Below are 18,122 nucleotides of genomic sequence, written 5' to 3' on the forward strand. Positions count from 1 at the left end.
GCTAGCGGTTAGCCTTTCTGGTTGATGACGGCTTCAACGATGCTGGAGGGCGCCTCTTCGTACTTCGCGAACTCCATAACGTAGCTCGCACGACCCTGGGTCTGAGAACGCAGATCGGTCGCATAACCGAACATCTCGCCCAGAGGCACCATCGCGCGGATGATCTTGCCGGAGGAAGAGTCATCCATGCCCTGCACCAGACCACGGCGACGGTTGAGGTCACCCATGACATCACCCATGAAATCCTCGGGGGTCACGACTTCGACCTTCATCACCGGTTCCAGCAGCACGGCCTTGGCCTTGCGGGCCCCTTCCTTGACAGCCATGGAAGAGGCAACCTTGAACGCGTTCTCGTTCGAGTCCACGTCATGGTAGGAGCCATCGTACAGCGTGACCTTGACGTCGATCATCGGGTATCCCGCGATGACGCCGTTCTGCAGCTGCTCGTAGGCCCCTTTCTCGACGGCACCCACGTACTCCTTGGGCACCACACCGCCGACGATCTCGGAAGCGAATTTGAAGTGCATGTCTTCGTCTTCGCCCTTGTCCGCCTCGGTGAGCGGCTCGATGCGCAGCCAGACATGGCCGTACTGGCCACGACCGCCCGACTGACGCACGAACTTGCCTTCCTGCTCCACGCTGCCGCGGATGGTTTCGCGGTAGGCAACCTGCGGCTTGCCGATATTGGCCTCGACCTTGAACTCGCGACGCATGCGGTCGACGATGATGTCGAGGTGGAGCTCACCCATACCGGAGATGATGGTCTGACCGGTCTCCTCGTCGGTGCGAACCTGGAAGGAGGGGTCTTCCTGGGCCAGCTTGCCCAGCGCCACACCCATCTTCTCCTGGTCGGCCTTGGACTTCGGCTCCACGGCCACGGAGATAACCGGATCCGGGAACTCCATGCGCTCGAGAATGATCTTGTTCTCAAGATCGCACAGGGTGTCACCGGTGGTAACGTCCTTCAAGCCGATACAGGCAGCGATATCGCCAGCACGGACTTCCTTGATCTCTTCCCGCGAGTTGGCGTGCATCTGTACCAGACGACCGATGCGCTCTTTCTTCTGACTGACAGAGTTGTAGACGCTGTCGCCGGAGTTGACCACGCCGGAGTAGACACGAATGAAGGTCAGCGTACCGACGAACGGATCGGTGGCGATCTTGAACGCCAGTGCAGCGAAGGGGGCCTTGTCGTCCGCCTCGCGAGTCGCAACGGTGCCATCCTTGTCGTCCAGCTCACCCTCGATCGCCTTGACCTCGGTGGGCGACGGCAGGTATTCGACGACGGCATCCAGCACCGCCTGCACACCCTTGTTCTTGAACGCCGAGCCGCAAGTCACCAGCACGATTTCGTTGTCCAGGGTGCGGCGACGCAGGCCGGCCTTGATCTCCTCTTTGGAGAGCTCGCCCTCCTCGAGGTACTTGTCCATCAGCTCTTCCGAGGCTTCGGCGGCGGCCTCGACCATCTGCTCGCGATACTCCTCGGCCTTGGCCTGGAGCTCGGCAGGGATGTCGATCAGCTCGTAGGTGGTGCCGAGGTCGTCCTCGTTCCACTTGATCGCCTTCATCTCGATCAGATCGATGACGCCCTTGAAGTCTTCCTCGGTGCCCCAGTTGATCTGGATCGGCACGGCGTTGGCGCCCAGCTTCTGCTTGAGCTGGTCGACGACCATGAAGTAGTCGGCACCGGTACGGTCCATCTTGTTGACGAACACCATGCGCGGGACTTCGTACTTGTTGGCCTGACGCCAGACGGTCTCGGTCTGCGGCTGCACGCCGGAGGAGCCGCACAGCACCACCACCGCACCGTCGAGCACGCGCAGTGAACGCTCCACCTCGATGGTGAAGTCGACGTGCCCGGGGGTGTCGATGATGTTGATGCGATGCTCATCGAACTGGTGGTTCATGCCCTTCCAGAAGGTCGTGACAGCAGCCGAGGTAATGGTGATACCCCGCTCCTGCTCCTGCTCCATCCAGTCGGTGGTCGAAGCACCTTCGTGAGTCTCGCCAAGCTTGTGGTTGACGCCTGTATAGAACAGGATCCGCTCGGTGGTAGTCGTCTTGCCGGCATCGACGTGAGCGACGATACCCAAGTTACGGTAGCGGTTAAGTGGAGTCTTGCGTGCCACGGTGGAACTCCCCGTTGGTTGGCGATGCGTTTAGAAGCGCTGCGCTTAGAAGCGGTAGTGCGAGAACGCCTTGTTGGCCTCGGCCATGCGATGCACGTCTTCACGCTTCTTGACTGCGGAACCCTTGCCTTCGGCGGCATCGAGCATCTCGCCGGCAAGGCGCTGCACCATGGTCTTCTCACCGCGCTTGCGCGCCGCATCCACCAGCCAACGCATGGCCAGCGCCTGGCGACGCGAGGGACGGACCTCTACCGGCACCTGATAGGTCGCACCGCCAACGCGGCGGGACTTGACCTCGACCATCGGCTGAATGGCTTCCAGCGCGCGATCGAAGATCTCCAGCGGCTCTTCCTTACTACGCTCGGCAACCGTGTCCAGCGCACCGTAGACGATACGCTCAGCTGTGGACTTCTTGCCGCTGACCATCAGGTGGTTCATGAACTTGGCCAGGCGCTCGCTTCCGAACTTGGGATCCGGCAGGATTTCGCGCTTGGCTACAACTCTTCTTCTAGGCATGACAAGCCCTCTATCGAAGGGTCTTTCAGGCAAACCCGGAACTCCCGCATGCTCCATTCGAACCTGCGACGCCCGACCTTACTCTTATCAGACCGAAATTGATTCTGGGTGCGTACCGAGGCCGATCAGGACTTCGGACGCTTGGTGCCGTACTTGGAACGACCCTGCTTACGGTTCTGCACGCCGGAGGTGTCGAGGGCGCCGCGAACGGTGTGGTAACGCACACCCGGCAAATCCTTGACACGACCGCCGCGGATCAGCACGACAGAGTGTTCCTGGAGGTTGTGACCTTCACCGCCAATGTAGGACGACACTTCGAACCCGTTGGTCAGGCGCACGCGGCAGACCTTACGCAGGGCCGAGTTCGGCTTCTTCGGGGTAGTGGTGTAGACGCGGGTGCAGACACCGCGCTTTTGCGGGCAGGCCTGCAGCGCCGGCACGTCGCTCTTGGCGGCGGGGCGCTTGCGCGGCTTGCGCACGAGCTGATTGATCGTTGCCATGTTGTGTAGCTGACTCCAATGGTTGCCTTGCCTTTCAGCGGGCGCGGGCGCACCCACCCCACTGTTAAAGGCTGCGCATTCTAAGGTCTAACGGGGTGGGGCGTCAAGCGATCGGCATAACCTCTCGCCTGGCACCCCGACTCCGCTTACAACTCGTCGTCGTCCGAGTCGAGCGCGGTGAGCTGGGCGCCCAGCTCCTGCTCGACGTCGAAGGCCGACGGATGGAGCAGGCGCTCGGTATCTTCCCGCTTGCGGCGACGCTCCTGATGGTGGGCAAGCCCTGTTCCCGCCGGAATCAGACGGCCGACCACCACATTTTCCTTCAGGCCGCGCAGGTAATCGCGCTTGCCGGTGACCGCCGCCTCGGTCAACACCCGCGTAGTCTCCTGGAAGGAGGCCGCAGAGATGAACGACTCGGTAGCCAGGCTGGCCTTGGTGATACCCAGCAGCACACGCTGGTAGCGAGCCGGGAACTTCTCGGCCTGCTCCAGGCGGGCGTTCTCCTCGAGCACCCGGACCAGCTCGACCTGATCGCCCGGGATGAACTCCGAATCGCCCGAGTCGGTGATCTCCACCTTGCGCAGCATCTGACGCACGATCACCTCGATGTGCTTGTCGTTGATGCCCACGCCCTGGAGGCGGTAAACCTCCTGGATCTCGGCGGTGATGTACTTGGCCAGCTCGGCCACGCCCAGCAGCCGCAGGATGTCGTGCGGGTTGCTCGGACCGTCGGAGATCACCTCGCCCTTCTCGACGCTTTCGCCTTCGAAGACCGCGATCTGGCGCCATTTCGGAATCAGCGCCTCGAACGGGTCGCCACCGTCCTCCGGCGTGATCGTCAGGCGGCGCTTGCCCTTGGTCTCCTTGCCGAAGCTCACTATGCCGCTGATCTCGGCGAGGATGGCCGGTTCTTTCGGCTTGCGCGCCTCGAACAGGTCGGCCACGCGGGGCAGACCCCCGGTGATGTCCTTGTTGCCCGACGCCTCCACCGGAATACGCGCGACGATCTCGCCGATACCGATCTTGGCACCGTTGTCCGCCGACACGATCGCCTTGCCCGGCAGCAGGTACTGAACCGGGGTATTGGAACCCGTCACGCTGATCGGCTCGCCGCTCTCGTCGGTGAGCAGGATCATCGGACGGCTGTCACGGCCGGCTTGGGGCCGCGCTGCCGACTCGATCACCTCGATGGAGGAGAGGCCGGTCATTTCATCCACGGTGCGGTGGATGGTGACGCCTTCGACCATGTCGACGTACTGCACCTTGCCCTCGACCTCGGCAATGATCGGGTGGGTGTGCGGATCCCACTTGGCGACCATCTGGCCAGCCTCTACCGCATCGCCGTCCTTGATCGACAGCTCGGCGCCGTAGGGCAGCTTGTAGTATTCGCGCTCGCGGCCGTGTTCGTCGGCAACGGCCAGGGCGCTGGAGCGGGATACCACCACCAGCTTGCCGTCGGTGCGCTCGACGAACTTCATGTTGTGCAGACGCACCTTGCCGCCGTGCTTGACCTGGACGCTGTCCACCGCGGAAGCGCGCGATGCCGCACCACCGATGTGGAAGGTACGCATGGTCAGCTGGGTACCCGGCTCACCGATCGACTGAGCCGCGATGACGCCCACCGCTTCGCCGATGTTGACCTGGTGACCACGCGCCAGGTCGCGACCGTAGCAGGAGGAACAGACCCCATGGGTCGACTCACAGGCGATGGCGCTACGCACCACGATCTCGTCGACGCCCATGGTGTCGAGTCGCTCGCACCAGGCTTCGTCGAGCAGGGTGCCCTTCTCGATCAGCACCTCGTCGGTGGCCGGATCGATGACGTCCTGGGCCACCACGCGGCCCAGCACACGCTGCGCCAGGGAGACGATGATGTCGCCGCCCTCGATGACAGGATGCAGGGTGAGGCCCTGCTCGGTACCACAGTCGGTCTCGGTGATCACCATGTCCTGGGCCACGTCGACCAGGCGGCGGGTCAGGTAACCGGAGTTGGCGGTCTTGAGTGCCGTATCCGCCAGGCCCTTACGCGCGCCGTGAGTCGAGATGAAGTACTGGAGTACGTTCAGGCCTTCACGGAAGTTGGCCACGATCGGCGTCTCGATGATCGAGCCGTCGGGCTTGGCCATCAGGCCACGCATACCCGCCAGCTGACGGATCTGAGCCGCGCTGCCCCGGGCGCCGGAGTCGGCCATGATGAAGACGCTGTTGAACGAGTCCTGCTCCACCTCGTTACCATCGCGGTCGACCACGGTCTCCTTGGAGATCCCCGTCATCATCGCCTTGGCCACCTTGTCGTTGGCCTTGGACCAGATATCGATGACCTTGTTGTACTTCTCGCCGGCGGTGACCAGGCCCGAGGAGAACTGATCCTCGATCTCCTTGACCTCGGCCTCGGCCGCCTCGACGATTTCCGTCTTGGCATCCGGAATGACGAAGTCGTTGACACCGATGGAAGCGCCCGACCAGGTTGCCATGCGGAAACCGGTATACATCAGCTGGTCGGCGAAGATCACCGTCGGCTTGAGGCCGGCACGACGATACACCTCGTTGAGCAGCTTGGAGATCGCCTTCTTCTTCATCGGCTGATCGACCAGCTCGAAGGGCACGCCGTCGGGCAGGATGCGGAACAGCAGCGCCCGGCCTACGGTGGTGTCATAGATAGTACGCTCGATGCTCTGCTCGGCGGTTTCCTCGTCGATCACCAGCTCGGTGAGACGCACCTTGACCCGGGCATGCAGCGAAACGCTCTGGGTGCCGAAGGCACGCTCGACCTCGTCGAGGCCGGAGAACACCATGCCCTCGCCCTTGGCATTGATCTTCTCGCGGGTCATGTAATACAGGCCCAGCACCACGTCCTGGGACGGCACGATGATCGGATCACCGTTGGCCGGCGACAGCACGTTGTTGGTGGCCATCATCAGCGCCCGCGCCTCGAGCTGGGCTTCCAGCGTCAGCGGCACGTGCACTGCCATCTGGTCACCGTCGAAGTCGGCGTTGTAGGCGGCGCACACCAGCGGGTGCAGCTGGATCGCCTTGCCCTCGATCAGCAGCGGCTCGAAGGCCTGGATACCCAGGCGGTGCAGGGTCGGGGCGCGATTGAGCAGCACCGGATGCTCGCGAATGACGTCGGCGAGGATGTCCCACACCTCGGGCAGCTCGCGCTCGACCATCTTCTTGGCCGCCTTGATCGTGGACGCATGGCCCAGCGACTGCAGCTTGGAGTAGATGAACGGCTTGAACAGCTCCAGCGCCATCTTCTTGGGCAGGCCACACTGATGCAGGCGCAGGGTCGGGCCGACTGTAATGACCGAACGGCCGGAGTAGTCGACGCGCTTGCCCAGCAGGTTCTGACGGAAGCGGCCCTGCTTGCCCTTGATCATGTCGGCCAGGGACTTCAGCGGGCGCTTGTTGGAACCGGTGATGGCACGGCCGCGACGACCGTTGTCGAGCAGCGCATCGACCGCTTCCTGCAGCATGCGCTTCTCGTTGCGCACGATGATGTCCGGCGCGTTGAGGTCGAGCAGCCGCTTCAGGCGGTTGTTGCGGTTGATCACCCGGCGGTACAGGTCGTTGAGGTCGGAGGTGGCGAAGCGGCCACCGTCCAGCGGCACCAGCGGACGCAGGTCCGGCGGCAGTACCGGCAGCACTTCCATGACCATCCACGCCGGATCGTTGCCGGAGTTGAGGAAGGCCTCGAGCAGCTTCAGCCGCTTGGAGAGCTTCTTGATCTTGGTCTCGGAGTTGGTCTGCGGGATCTCCTCGCGCAGGCGATCGACCTCCTCGCTGAGGTCGATGTCCTTGAGCAGCGCCTGGATCGCCTCGGCACCCATGCGGGCATCGAAGTCGTCACCGAATTCCTCGAGGGCCTCGAAGTACTGCTCGTCATTGAGCAACTGACCGCGCTCCAGCGTGGTCATGCCCGGATCGATGACCACGAAGCTCTCGAAGTAGAGCACCCGCTCGATATCGCGCAGGGTCATGTCGAGGAACATGCCGATGCGCGACGGCAGCGACTTGAGGAACCAGATGTGCGCCACGGGGCTGGCCAGCTCGATGTGCCCCATGCGCTCGCGGCGCACGGCCGCCTTGGTCACCTCGACGCCGCACTTCTCACAGATGATGCCGCGGTGCTTCATGCGCTTGTACTTGCCGCACAGGCACTCGTAGTCCTTCACCGGACCGAAGATCTTGGCGCAGAAGAGACCATCCCGCTCCGGCTTGAAGGTGCGGTAGTTGATGGTCTCGGGCTTCTTGACCTCGCCATAGGACCAGGAGCGAATCATGTCCGGAGAAGCGAGCGAAATCTTGATCGCATCGAACTCTTCGGACTGTGACTGCGATTTGAGGACTTTCACCAAATCTTTCATGGAGTCGGCTCCTAGCTCTCTAACTCGATATCGATGCCCAGCGAACGGATTTCCTTAACGAGCACGTTGAAGGATTCCGGCATGCCGGCATGCATGGTGTGGTCGCCGTCGACAATGCTCTTGTACATCTTGGTGCGACCTTCCACGTCGTCGGACTTCACCGTGAGCATCTCCTGGAGAGTGTAGGCCGCACCGTAGGCTTCCAGCGCCCACACTTCCATCTCGCCGAAACGCTGGCCGCCGAACTGCGCCTTGCCGCCCAGCGGCTGCTGGGTCACGAGCGAGTAGGAGCCAGTGGAACGGGCGTGCATCTTGTCGTCCACCAGGTGGTTGAGCTTCAACATGTACATGTAGCCCACGGTCACCGGACGATCGAAGGCGTCACCGGTACGCCCGTCATAAAGTGTCATCTGGCCGGAGTCCGGCAGATCCGCCAAGCGCAGCAGCTGCTTGATCTCGCTCTCCTCGGCGCCGTCGAAGACCGGCGAGGCCATCGGCACACCGGCACGCAGGTTCTTGGCCAGGGCGATCACTTCCTCGTCGGAGAGCGACTCGATTTCCTCGACCCGGGTCCCCGGAGTGGAGTTGTACACCTTGCCCAGGAACTCGCGGATTTCACTCATCTGCTGAGCACGTGCATCGCGCAGCATGGCGTCGATCTTGACCCCAAGGCCCTGTGCAGCGAGGCCCAGGTGAGTCTCGAGGATCTGACCGACGTTCATGCGCGACGGTACGCCCAGCGGGTTGAGGACGATATCCACCGACACGCCATTGTCGTCGAAGGGCATGTCCTCCACCGGCATGATGGCCGAGATGACACCCTTGTTACCGTGGCGGCCGGCCATCTTGTCGCCCGGCTGAATGCGACGCTTGACCGCCATGTAGACCTTGACGATCTTGAGCACGCCCGGCGCCAGGTCGTCGCCCTGGGTCAGCTTGCGCTTCTTGTCCTCGAAGCGCTCTTCCATCTCCTTGCGACGGTTCTCGAGCTGCTCGTCGGCCTGGGCCAGCAGCTCGTTGAGAGACTCGTCCTGCAGGCGCAGCTTGAACCACTGCTGACGGGGCAGTTCCTCCAGGTAGCTGTCGGAGAGCAGGTCGCCCTTCTTGAGCTTGGGACCGCCATTGACCGGCTGACCGGCCAGGGTACGCTTGAGGCGCTCGAAGGTGGCGTCCTCGGCGATGCGGTAGGTCTCCTGCAGGTCCTTGCGCACCTCGTCGAGCTGCATCTGCTCGATGGCCAGCGCCCGAGAGTCCTTCTCCACGCCATCGCGGGTGAACACCTGCACGTCGATCACGGTACCGCGCATGCCGGTCGGCGCGCGCAGAGAGGTGTCCTTCACGTCGGAGGCCTTCTCACCGAAGATCGCCCGCAACAGCTTCTCTTCCGGGGTCAGCTGGGTCTCGCCCTTGGGCGTGACCTTGCCCACCAGGATGTCGCCCGGGCCGACTTCGGCGCCGATGTAAACCACGCCGGCCTCGTCCAGCTTGGAGAGTGCCGACTCACCCACGTTGGGAATGTCCGAGGTGATCTCCTCCGGCCCCAGCTTGGTGTCGCGGGAGACGCAGGTCAGCTCCTGGATATGAATGGTGGTGAAGCGATCCTCCTGCACCACGCGCTCCGAGAGCAGAATCGAGTCCTCGAAGTTGTAGCCGTTCCAGGGCATGAAGGCGATGCGCATGTTCTGGCCCAGGGCCAGGTCGCCCATGTCGACGGAGGGACCGTCGGCGAGGATGTCGCCGCGCTCGACCACGTCACCCGGACGCACGATGGGGCGCTGGTTCATGCAGGTGTTCTGGTTGGAACGCACGTACTTGGTGAGGTTGTAGATGTCGACGCCGGCTTCGCCGCCGATGATCTCGTCCTCGTTGATACGTACCACGATGCGCTTGGCGTCGACCGAATCGATCACACCGCCGCGACGCGCCACGGCGCAGACGCCGGAGTCACGGGCGACGAAGCGCTCCATGCCGGTACCCACCAGCGGCTTCTCGGCGCGCAGGGTCGGCACCGCCTGGCGCTGCATGTTCGAGCCCATCAGCGCGCGGTTGGCGTCGTCGTGCTCGAGGAACGGGATCAGCGCCGCGGCCACGGAGACCACCTGGCGCGGCGACACGTCCATCAGGGTGACCTGCTCGGGGCGCATGAAGGTGGTCTCGCCCTTGTGGCGCACCTGCACCAGGTCGTCGACCAGCTTGCCGCTCTCGTCGACGGTGGCCGAGGCCTGGGCGATGATGAAGTCGCCCTCCTCGATGGCCGAGAGGTGCACCACCTCGTCGGTCACCTGGCGATCCACCACCTTGCGGTACGGCGTCTCGAGGAAGCCGTAGCTGTTGGTGTGGCTGTAGGTGGCCAGCGAGTTGATCAGGCCGATGTTGGGGCCTTCCGGCGTCTCGATCGGACACAGGCGGCCGTAGTGCGTGGCGTGAACGTCGCGCACCTCGAAGCCGGCACGCTCGCGGGTCAGGCCGCCCGGGCCGAGTGCGGAGACGCGGCGCTTGTGGGTGACCTCGGAGAGCGGGTTGTTCTGGTCCATGAACTGCGAGAGCTGGCTGGAACCGAAGAACTCCTTGACCGCCGCCGCCACCGGCTTGGCATTGATCAGGTCCTGCGGCATCAGGCCTTCGCTCTCGGCCATGGAGAGGCGCTCCTTGACCGCGCGCTCGACGCGCACCAGGCCCACGCGGAACTGGTTCTCGGCCATCTCGCCGACGCAGCGGATACGACGGTTGCCCAGGTGATCGATATCGTCGACTTCGCCGAAGCCGTTACGGATGTAGATCAGCTCCTTGAGCACGTCGAGGATGTCGCGGTTGTCGAGCACACCGGAGCCGGTGTCACTGTCGCGACGCAGGCGACGGTTGAACTTCATGCGACCGACGCCGGAAAGGTCGTAGCGGTCTTCAGTGAAGAACAGGTTGTGGAACAGCGTCTCGGCGGCCTCCTTGGTGGGCGGCTCGCCGGGGCGCATCATGCGGTAGATCTCGACCAGTGCCTCGAGCTGCGAGCCGGTGGTATCCAGGCGCAGGGTCTCGGAGACGAAGGGACCGCAGTCCAGATCGTTGGTGTAGAGGGTCTCGAGCTTGGTGATCCCCGCCTGACCGAGCTTCTCGAGCAGTTCGGGCGTGATCACGCTGTTGCACGGACAGATCAACTCACCGGTGCTGGAGTCGACCTGGTCCTTGGCCAGGGTCTTGCCGAACAGGTAGTCCATCGGCACCTCGAGACGCTCGAGGCCGGCCTTCTCCAGCTGGCGGATATGCTTCTGGGTGATGCGCCGCCCCTCCTCGACGATCAGGCTGCCGTCGGCATCCTTGATATCGAAGGTGGCGGTCTCGCCGCGCAGGCGCGACGGCACCAGATCCACCGAGAAGCCGTTTTTCTCGATGTGGAAGGTGCTGGTATCGAAGAACTCGTCGAGGATCTCCTCGGCACTCATGCCCAGCGCACGCAGCAGTACCGTGGCCGGCAGCTTGCGGCGACGGTCGATACGCACGAAGACGTTGTCCTTGGGATCGAACTCGAAGTCGAGCCAGGAACCGCGGTAAGGAATCACCCGGGCAGAGTAGAGCAGTTTCCCGGACGAGTGGCTCTTGCCCTTGTCATGATCGAAGAAGACACCCGGCGAGCGATGCAGCTGAGAAACGATGACGCGCTCGGTGCCGTTGACCACGAAGGTGCCGTTCTCGGTCATCAGGGGGATTTCCCCCATGTAGACTTCCTGCTCCTTGATGTCCTTGATGGCCTTGTTCGAAGAGTCACGATCGTAGATGATCAAGCGAACCTTGACCCGCAGGGGAGCAGAGTAAGTCACGCCGCGCAGCTGGCACTCCTTGACGTCGAACGCCGGAGTGCCGAAGCGGTAGCTGACATATTCGAGCGCGGCGTTGCCGGAGAAGCTCTCGATCGGGAACACGGACTTGAACGCCGCGTGCAGGCCGACCTCGAAACGCTCATCGGGGGCACGGTCCTGCTGGAGGAAGTCGTAGTAGGAATCAAGCTGGATCGCCAGCAGGTAGGGCACATCCATCACTTGGGGCAGTTTGCCGAAATCCTTGCGGATGCGTTTTTTCTCAGTGTATGAGTAAGCCATCTGTATTCCCCAGCTTGTTCACCATGGGTGACCGATGCGTGGTCGGCGCCACCCGACGGGACCGCCCCCGTCAGGCGCTGACGGCAAGCTCCACAAGGTGTAGCTCGCCGTCGGGATTCTTCTAGCGACGCTGCGTCAGCAAGGCGCTAGTGCAACAGAAAAAGGCCGGCAGCGGGAGGACCCGCCACCAGCCGTGGAAGCTTACGCAGCGCGTGAAGCCATGGAAACCAAGGGCTTACTTGAGTTCCACGGAAGCGCCGGCTTCTTCCAGCTTCTTCTTGGCCTCTTCGGCCTCTTCCTTGGGCATGGCTTCCTTGATGGTCGCCGGAGCACCGTCGACGGCACCCTTGGCTTCCTTCAGGCCCAGACCGGTGATCTCGCGCACGGCCTTGATCACGTTGACCTTCTTGTCGCCGGCGCTGGTCAGCACCAGGTCGAACTCGGTCTGCTCTTCGGCAACGGCTTCACCACCGGCAGCCGGGCCGGCCATGACAGCGGCAGCGGCGGATACGCCGAACTTCTCTTCCATCGCTTCGATCAGCTCGACGACTTCCATCACGGACATGTCGGCGACGGCGTTGATGATGTCTTCTTTGGTCAGTGCCATTTCGATGATTCCTAACTTTGCGGGAGACTCGGCGGACCGAGCGCTCTATTCAGTGTTCGATTCAGGCGGCAGCCGAGAGTTCGGCTATCAAGCAGCTTCGTCCTGCTTCTGATCGCGCAGCGCGGCCAGCGTACGAACCAGCTTGCCGGCGGAAGCCTCCTTCATGACGGACATCAGCTTGGCGATGGCCTCGTCATAAGTCGGCAGGGTCGCCAGACGGTCGATGTCGCTTGCCGGGATCAGCTCACCTTCGTAGGCCAGCGCCTTGACTTCGAAGTTCTTCTCATCCTTGGCAAAATCCTTGAACAGGCGGGCGGCAGCGCCCGGATGCTCGGTGGAAAAGGCCAGCAGAGTCGGACCGACGAAGCTCTCGTTCAGACACTCCCACTGAGTGCCGGAGAGGGCGCGGCGTGCCAGGGTGTTGCGAACAACACGCAGCTGGACGCCATTCTCGCGCGCCTGCTTGCGCAGGCCGGTCATCTTCTCGACCGTAACGCCACGAGAATCGGCAACAACGACGGAGAGTGCGCCCTTGGCGGCTTCACTGACCTCGGCAACAATCGCCTTCTTGCCTTCAAGTGCTAGTGGCACAGTGATCACTCCTTCGTGCCGGAGCCGCATGGCGGCTTCCGGGGGTTACCATCTCTTCCGTCATACGCCAAGGCGTCAACGGAAGTCCTGGGTGATGGTGCTCACCAGCGATCTGGCGGCCACACCATCTGCGCAGGTACCCCTAGGGGAGATTAAGCCGCCCACATGGAAGAGGGCGGCACCTGCGGTCTTTGACGGCGCCCCGAGCGCTTGGACCAAGCGCTCGGGGACCGCAAAGTTCCTGCAAAGACTCTGCTTGCTCGCACTTACACGAGGGCAGAATGGTCGAGGGTCACGCCCGGACCCATGGTCGTGGACAGGGTGACCTTCTTGAAATAAATACCCTTGGACGTGCTCGGCTTGAGGCGCTTGAGGTCGGCGACCAGCGCTTCCAGGTTGCCACGGATGGCATCGGCGTCGAAGTCGACCTTGCCCAGGGTGGTGTGAATGATGCCGTTCTTGTCGGTACGGAAGCGCACCTGACCGGCCTTGGCATTCTTCACCGCGGTGGCGACGTCGGGCGTCACAGTGCCGACCTTGGGGTTCGGCATCAGGCCGCGCGGACCGAGGATCTGACCCAACTGGCCGACCACGCGCATGGCGTCCGGCGAAGCGATGACCACGTCGAAGTCGAGCTGGCCCTTCTTGACCTGCTCGGCCAGGTCGTCCATGCCGACGATATCGGCACCGGCTTCCTTGGCGGCATCGGCGTTGGCGCCCTGGGTGAACACGGCGACGCGCACGTCCTTGCCGGTACCGTTAGGCATGACGGTCGCACCACGCACCACCTGGTCGGATTTGCGCGGATCGACGCCCAGGTTGATGGCGACGTCCAGCGACTCCTTGAACTTGACGGTAGAGAGCTCGGCGAGCAGCGCCACGGCTTCCTCGAGGGAGTAAGCCTTGGTGGCATCAACCTTCTCGCGAATCAGCTGTGCACGCTTGGAAAGCTTGGCCATGATCAGAGACCCTCCACGTTCAGGCCCATACTGCGGGCACTACCGGCAATGGTGCGCACCGCGGCGTCGAGATCGGCAGCCGTCAGATCCGGCTCCTTGGTCTTGGCGATCTCCTCGAGCTGCTCGCGAGTCACGGTACCGACCTTCTTCTTGTTCGGCTCACCGGAGCCGGACTTGATGCCAGCCGCCTTCTTCAGCAGGACGGCCGCCGGCGGCGTCTTGGTGATGAAGGTGAAGCTGCGGTCGGAATAGACAGTGATCACCACGGGAGTGGGCAGACCCGGCTCGATTTCCTGGGTCGCGGCGTTGAACGCCTTGCAGAACTCCATGATGTTCACACCGTGCTGACCCAGCGCAGGGCCCACGGGGGGACTCGGGTTAGCCTTACCAGCTGCGACCTGCAGCTTGATGTAAGCCTGTACTTTCTTGGCCATGTGTAGACTCCAGTTGGGTAGTAGCGCCTTGCGGCTCCCCGGGTTAAACGGCCGCCTGGGCGGCCGTACTGCAAATCAGCTGTCGAGCGTGATCACTCTTTCTCGACCTGAGCAAACTCAAGCTCGACCGGCGTCGCCCGCCCAAAGATCAGCACGCTGACCTGCAGGCGACTCTTGTCGTAGTTGACTTCCTCGACCACGCCGTTGAAATCGGCAAAGGGCCCATCGACGACGCGCACGGACTGGCCCGGCTCGAACATGGTCTTGGGACGCGGCTTGTCGCTACCGTCCTTCACCCGGCGCAGGATGGCATCGGCCTCCTTCTGGGTGATAGGAGCCGGCTTCTCCTTGGTGCCACCGATAAAGCCCATGACTCGAGGGGTCTCGTTGACCAGGTGCCAGGTCCCATCGTCCATCTCCATCTCGACCAGCACGTAGCCGGGATAGAACTTGCGCTCGCTCTTGCGACGCTTGCCGTCACGCACCTCGACGACCTCTTCGGTCGGCACCAGGATCTCGCCGAAGCGATCCTCCATGCCATACATCTTCACGCGCTCCTTCAGGGAGCGCATGACGTGCTTCTCGAAGCCGGAGTAGGCGTGAACGACGTACCAACGCTTGGACATGAAGACTCCTAACCGATGACGCCGGACATCGCCCAGCTAAGAAGGGTGTCGATCAGCCACAGCATCAGCCCCACGATCAGCACGGCAACCAGCACGATGGCGGTTGTCTGCACGGTCTCGGGGCGGGTCGGCCACACTACACGTTGAATCTCTTTCTTGGCGCTCTTGGCCAGCTCGGCAAGATCCCGCCCCTTGGCGGTAGTCAGTGCAATCACCGCGGCGCCGGCGCAGAGCACGACGACACCAATCACACGATAGAGCAGAGCCTGGTCGGCATAGTAGGTATTTCCCACTACCGCCAGCACGACCAGAGTGACGACAGCCGCCCACTTGAGCCCGTCGCGGCGCGACTCCTGCACCTCGGCGTTGTGTTTCATGAAAACGAGACTCCTCAGGGTGCGGCAATCGAGTGTGTTCGTATGAAATATGCCAACCTGGGGAAGGTTGGCAGGCCAGGAGGGAATCGAACCCCCAACCTGCGGTTTTGGAGACCGCTGCTCTGCCAATTGAGCTACTGGCCTGTACTTGCCATGCACCACCTCTTGCAGGGAGCATGCACAACAGCGGGCGCCATGATAGCGGATAGCCCACCGACTGACAACCCTTCCCTGCGAGACTTCGCTGGAAAGAGAAGAAAGGCGAGCTTTCGCTCGCCTTTCGCATTGGAGCTCATGGACGGATTTGAACCGTCGACCTCACCCTTACCAAGGGTGTGCTCTACCCCTGAGCTACATGAGCACTAACCTGCGGCACTCCACATACACGCGGAAACACCTGGAGCGGGCAGCGGGAATCGAACCCGCATCATCAGCTTGGAAGGCTGAGGTTCTACCATTGAACTATGCCCGCCTACCCACTCTTCTCGACCCAGACCAACTGATCTCGATCGACTATCTGGTGGAGGGGGAAGGATTCGAACCTTCGAAGCTTTCGCGGCAGATTTACAGTCTGCTCCCTTTGGCCACTCGGGAACCCCTCCAGATGGCGGACCATTCTACCGCCTACCAAGACCTTGTCAAGCGCTTATCTTTCAGTCACTTGCCGGCGCGCACCAACTCTCGCGCGCACCTTGGCCTTGGGAACGCGCTGCATTGTGTCAAAGCAGTAGCGAGAATGCAAGGCCCGCCCTGATTTTTTCCAACCCGGCGGGAGGCGGCACCCGCGGTGCCCCCGACATCCGACCGGCACGCTCTGCCGCGGTCAGAGGAAAGCACGCCTCCAAGCCGCCGTAGACCATATCGGGCCATACCGCATGGGGCGAATGCACACCGCGCGCCACGACCCTGGCATCACCACCGGTCAGTAGCATCGGCAGCGCCACGCCTTCCCGATCACAAACCTCGGCGTAGATCCGGTTCACCGCACTGACTGCCGCCAGATAGATCCCATGATTAACCGCTTCGACCGTCCGCTGGCCAGGAAGCAACAGCTCCTCCGCCTCGCTGTCCGGATCGATGGCGACATTGCGCGTGCCCAGTTGGAGGCTCTCCTTCATCAGCCTCAGGCCCGGCAGGATGTAACCTCCCAGATGACGCCCGCCCGGCAGCACGAAGTCGATGGTGATGGCGCTGCCGCAGTCCACGGCACAGCAGCCACCTGCAAGCTGGTAGCCCGCCAGCACTCCCATCCAACGGTCCACGCCAAGGCGGTGCGGCTCTTCGTAGCCATTGATGACCCCCAGGGCCTCTGGCACCGATCGCGCCACATGCACGCTACGCACCTGCCTCTGCAGCAGCTCCACGGTCTGCTCGAGCACGGCCTGGCGGGCCACGCTGGAAATGCGTACCGCCTCGACCACGTCCAGATCAGGGATGTCGGAGCCGGGCTTCCACTCTTCACGCGTCCATACGGCGCCTCGAGAGCGAATCTCGCTGCTGTCGGCATCCTTCAAGCGCCACTTGGAAAGCGTGTTTCCTATGTCCAGGTCGAGAATCATGTACGTCCACGCACGCTGATCTCTCCTCCCCCCAGGCGCTCGCGCCCACCCTCATGACGGACCCAAAGATTGCCCGATTCATCCACATTTTCGGCCGTTGCAACGATACGCTGCTGCCCTCTGAGGATCTCGATCACACAGCCATGAAAGGCGTGCCTCCCGTTCCACTCATCCTGCCAAGAGGTAAAACCAGCCGCTTCGTAGCCTGCCAGCAGCGGCATCAGCTCGTCCAGCAGCTCAGCGGCCAACTGATTCCGCGAAAGCCCGACGACCTGGTCATGCAACGAAGCCACCTGCTGGTCGATCCTGTCACGAAAGCTGTCGGGCAGGTCGAAATTGATCCCCATGCCGATGATGGCCTCACAAGGCCCTGCAGCATCGCCGCTGATTTCGACCAGTATGCCGGCCAGCTTGCCCAGCCTGCCGGCACTGTCCTCAAGCAGCACGTCGTTTGGCCACTTGAGCCTGGGGAGCGCCCCATGGCGCTCGAGCACTCGTGCCAGAATCACCCCTACAGCCAGGCTCAACCCCTCCAGAGCAGTAACCCCGGACTCGAAGCGCCAACCTACCGAAAGCATGAGGGCACGCCCCCACGGAGTGGACCAAGCACGGCCGCGGCGCCCGCGCCCCTCGCTCTGCTGCTCCACCAGGCAGACCTCTCCGTGCCCTGCACCTTGTGCAAAGCGCTGGCGGATGAACTCGTTGCTCGATGGCAGTGTCTCCTCGACGAAGAGCCTGGCCAGGTGCTGGCGCCCCTGTCGAGACAGCCCGGCGACGATCAACCCACCATCCAGCAGCTCAATGGGCCTGGAAAGCCGGTAGCCCTGCCCTTTGACTGCCTCCAGGGCAATATCCATCCCCTCGAGCTTCTTCAACTGCTTCCAGACCGCGGTGCGGGACACGCCCAACCGTTCGCCCAGCTGCTCGCCGGAGTGAAACTCCCCGTCACTCAGCAGCCGGATGAGGTCGCCAATGGTCATTGCTACGCCCTAATCGGGGAAAAAAACCATTCTAGCGAACTGCCGCTGATACGGAAACGCATTGATCGGATAAAGAAAAACCCCGAGCTCATGCGAACTCGGGGTTTCTGGAATAAGTGCCTGACGCCCCGGGCGCGGCGCTCCGCTACTCGACTCGTCTCATCCTGAGACTCGCCCTACGGGCCTGCTACCGCAGTTTCCGCCTGTTCCCGACAGGCGGGATCCGTGGGAGGCCCCTAAACAGCGAAACCCCGAGCACTTTCGTACTCGGGGTTTTTGGAATAGATGCCTGACGATGACCTACTCTCGCATGGGGAGACCCCACACTACCATCGGCGCTGAGCGGTTTCACTGCTGAGTTCGGCATGGGGTCAGGTGGTTCCCAC

13 protein-coding genes, 4 tRNA genes and 1 rRNA gene are annotated in these 18,122 nt (G+C 62.7%); all 18 read right to left on the minus strand.

Going from position 1 to position 18,122, the window contains the following annotated elements; translation table 11 throughout:
• Positions 1-8: 8 nt before the first annotated feature.
• Positions 9-2,129 carry an elongation factor G gene (gene fusA / locus H1D44_RS05040; protein ID WP_181513746.1) on the minus strand — a complete coding sequence of 707 codons (2,121 nt, stop codon included), beginning with the start codon at positions 2,127-2,129 and terminating at the stop codon, positions 9-11.
• Positions 2,130-2,174: 45 nt separating this feature from the next.
• Positions 2,175-2,645, minus strand: a complete 471-nt coding sequence (rpsG, locus tag H1D44_RS05045) for a 30S ribosomal protein S7 (protein ID WP_010626463.1) — start codon at positions 2,643-2,645, stop codon at positions 2,175-2,177.
• A 125-nt stretch (positions 2,646-2,770) separates the two neighbouring features.
• Positions 2,771-3,145 carry a 30S ribosomal protein S12 gene (gene rpsL, locus H1D44_RS05050; RefSeq protein WP_010626462.1) on the minus strand — a complete coding sequence of 125 codons (375 nt, stop codon included), beginning with the start codon at positions 3,143-3,145 and terminating at the stop codon, positions 2,771-2,773.
• A gap of 146 nt (positions 3,146-3,291) precedes the next feature.
• Positions 3,292-7,512, minus strand: a complete 4,221-nt coding sequence (gene rpoC / locus H1D44_RS05055) for a DNA-directed RNA polymerase subunit beta' (protein ID WP_181513747.1) — start codon at positions 7,510-7,512, stop codon at positions 3,292-3,294.
• Positions 7,513-7,523: 11 nt separating this feature from the next.
• Positions 7,524-11,603 (minus strand): DNA-directed RNA polymerase subunit beta, encoded by a 4,080-nt coding sequence (gene rpoB, locus H1D44_RS05060; RefSeq protein ID WP_181513748.1) that lies wholly within the window; start codon positions 11,601-11,603, stop codon positions 7,524-7,526.
• A gap of 235 nt (positions 11,604-11,838) precedes the next feature.
• The gene (rplL, locus tag H1D44_RS05065; RefSeq protein WP_181513749.1) at positions 11,839-12,210 is read right to left on the minus strand and encodes a 50S ribosomal protein L7/L12; all 372 of its coding nucleotides are present in this window, start codon (positions 12,208-12,210) and stop codon (positions 11,839-11,841) included.
• Positions 12,211-12,297: 87 nt separating this feature from the next.
• Positions 12,298-12,801, minus strand: a complete 504-nt coding sequence (gene rplJ / locus H1D44_RS05070; protein WP_181513750.1) for a 50S ribosomal protein L10 — start codon at positions 12,799-12,801, stop codon at positions 12,298-12,300.
• 266 nt (positions 12,802-13,067) lie between these two features.
• Entirely contained in the window at positions 13,068-13,760 is a 693-nt protein-coding gene (rplA, locus tag H1D44_RS05075; protein ID WP_181513751.1) for a 50S ribosomal protein L1, read from the minus strand.
• 2 nt (positions 13,761-13,762) lie between these two features.
• Positions 13,763-14,194, minus strand: a complete 432-nt coding sequence (gene rplK, locus H1D44_RS05080) for a 50S ribosomal protein L11 (protein WP_043514686.1) — start codon at positions 14,192-14,194, stop codon at positions 13,763-13,765.
• Between the two features lie 92 nt (positions 14,195-14,286).
• A complete protein-coding gene (nusG, locus tag H1D44_RS05085; RefSeq protein WP_181513752.1) occupies positions 14,287-14,820 on the minus strand; it encodes a transcription termination/antitermination protein NusG in 534 nt (177 codons plus the stop codon).
• 8 nt (positions 14,821-14,828) lie between these two features.
• Positions 14,829-15,197: a preprotein translocase subunit SecE gene (secE, locus tag H1D44_RS05090; RefSeq protein WP_181513753.1), complete on the minus strand. Its 369-nt coding sequence runs from the start codon at positions 15,195-15,197 to the stop codon at positions 14,829-14,831.
• A 68-nt stretch (positions 15,198-15,265) separates the two neighbouring features.
• A tRNA-Trp gene (locus H1D44_RS05095) sits at positions 15,266-15,341 on the minus strand.
• A 142-nt stretch (positions 15,342-15,483) separates the two neighbouring features.
• Positions 15,484-15,558 (minus strand) — tRNA-Thr (locus H1D44_RS05100).
• Between the two features lie 37 nt (positions 15,559-15,595).
• Positions 15,596-15,669: transfer RNA gene (locus tag H1D44_RS05105), tRNA-Gly, on the minus strand.
• 46 nt (positions 15,670-15,715) lie between these two features.
• A tRNA-Tyr gene (locus H1D44_RS05110) sits at positions 15,716-15,799 on the minus strand.
• Positions 15,800-15,916: 117 nt separating this feature from the next.
• Positions 15,917-16,756 (minus strand): type III pantothenate kinase, encoded by an 840-nt coding sequence (locus tag H1D44_RS05115; protein WP_181513754.1) that lies wholly within the window; start codon positions 16,754-16,756, stop codon positions 15,917-15,919.
• Positions 16,753-17,736 (minus strand): biotin--[acetyl-CoA-carboxylase] ligase, encoded by a 984-nt coding sequence (locus tag H1D44_RS05120; protein WP_181513755.1) that lies wholly within the window; start codon positions 17,734-17,736, stop codon positions 16,753-16,755. Before H1D44_RS05120 ends, H1D44_RS05115 begins: the two co-directional genes overlap by 4 nt.
• A 287-nt stretch (positions 17,737-18,023) precedes the next feature.
• Positions 18,024-18,122: ribosomal RNA gene (gene rrf, locus H1D44_RS05125) — 5S ribosomal RNA — on the minus strand; the annotation flags it as partial.

The sequence above is a fragment of the Billgrantia kenyensis genome (assembly GCF_013697085.1).
GTDB classification, from domain to species: Bacteria; Pseudomonadota; Gammaproteobacteria; order Pseudomonadales; family Halomonadaceae; genus Halomonas; species Halomonas kenyensis.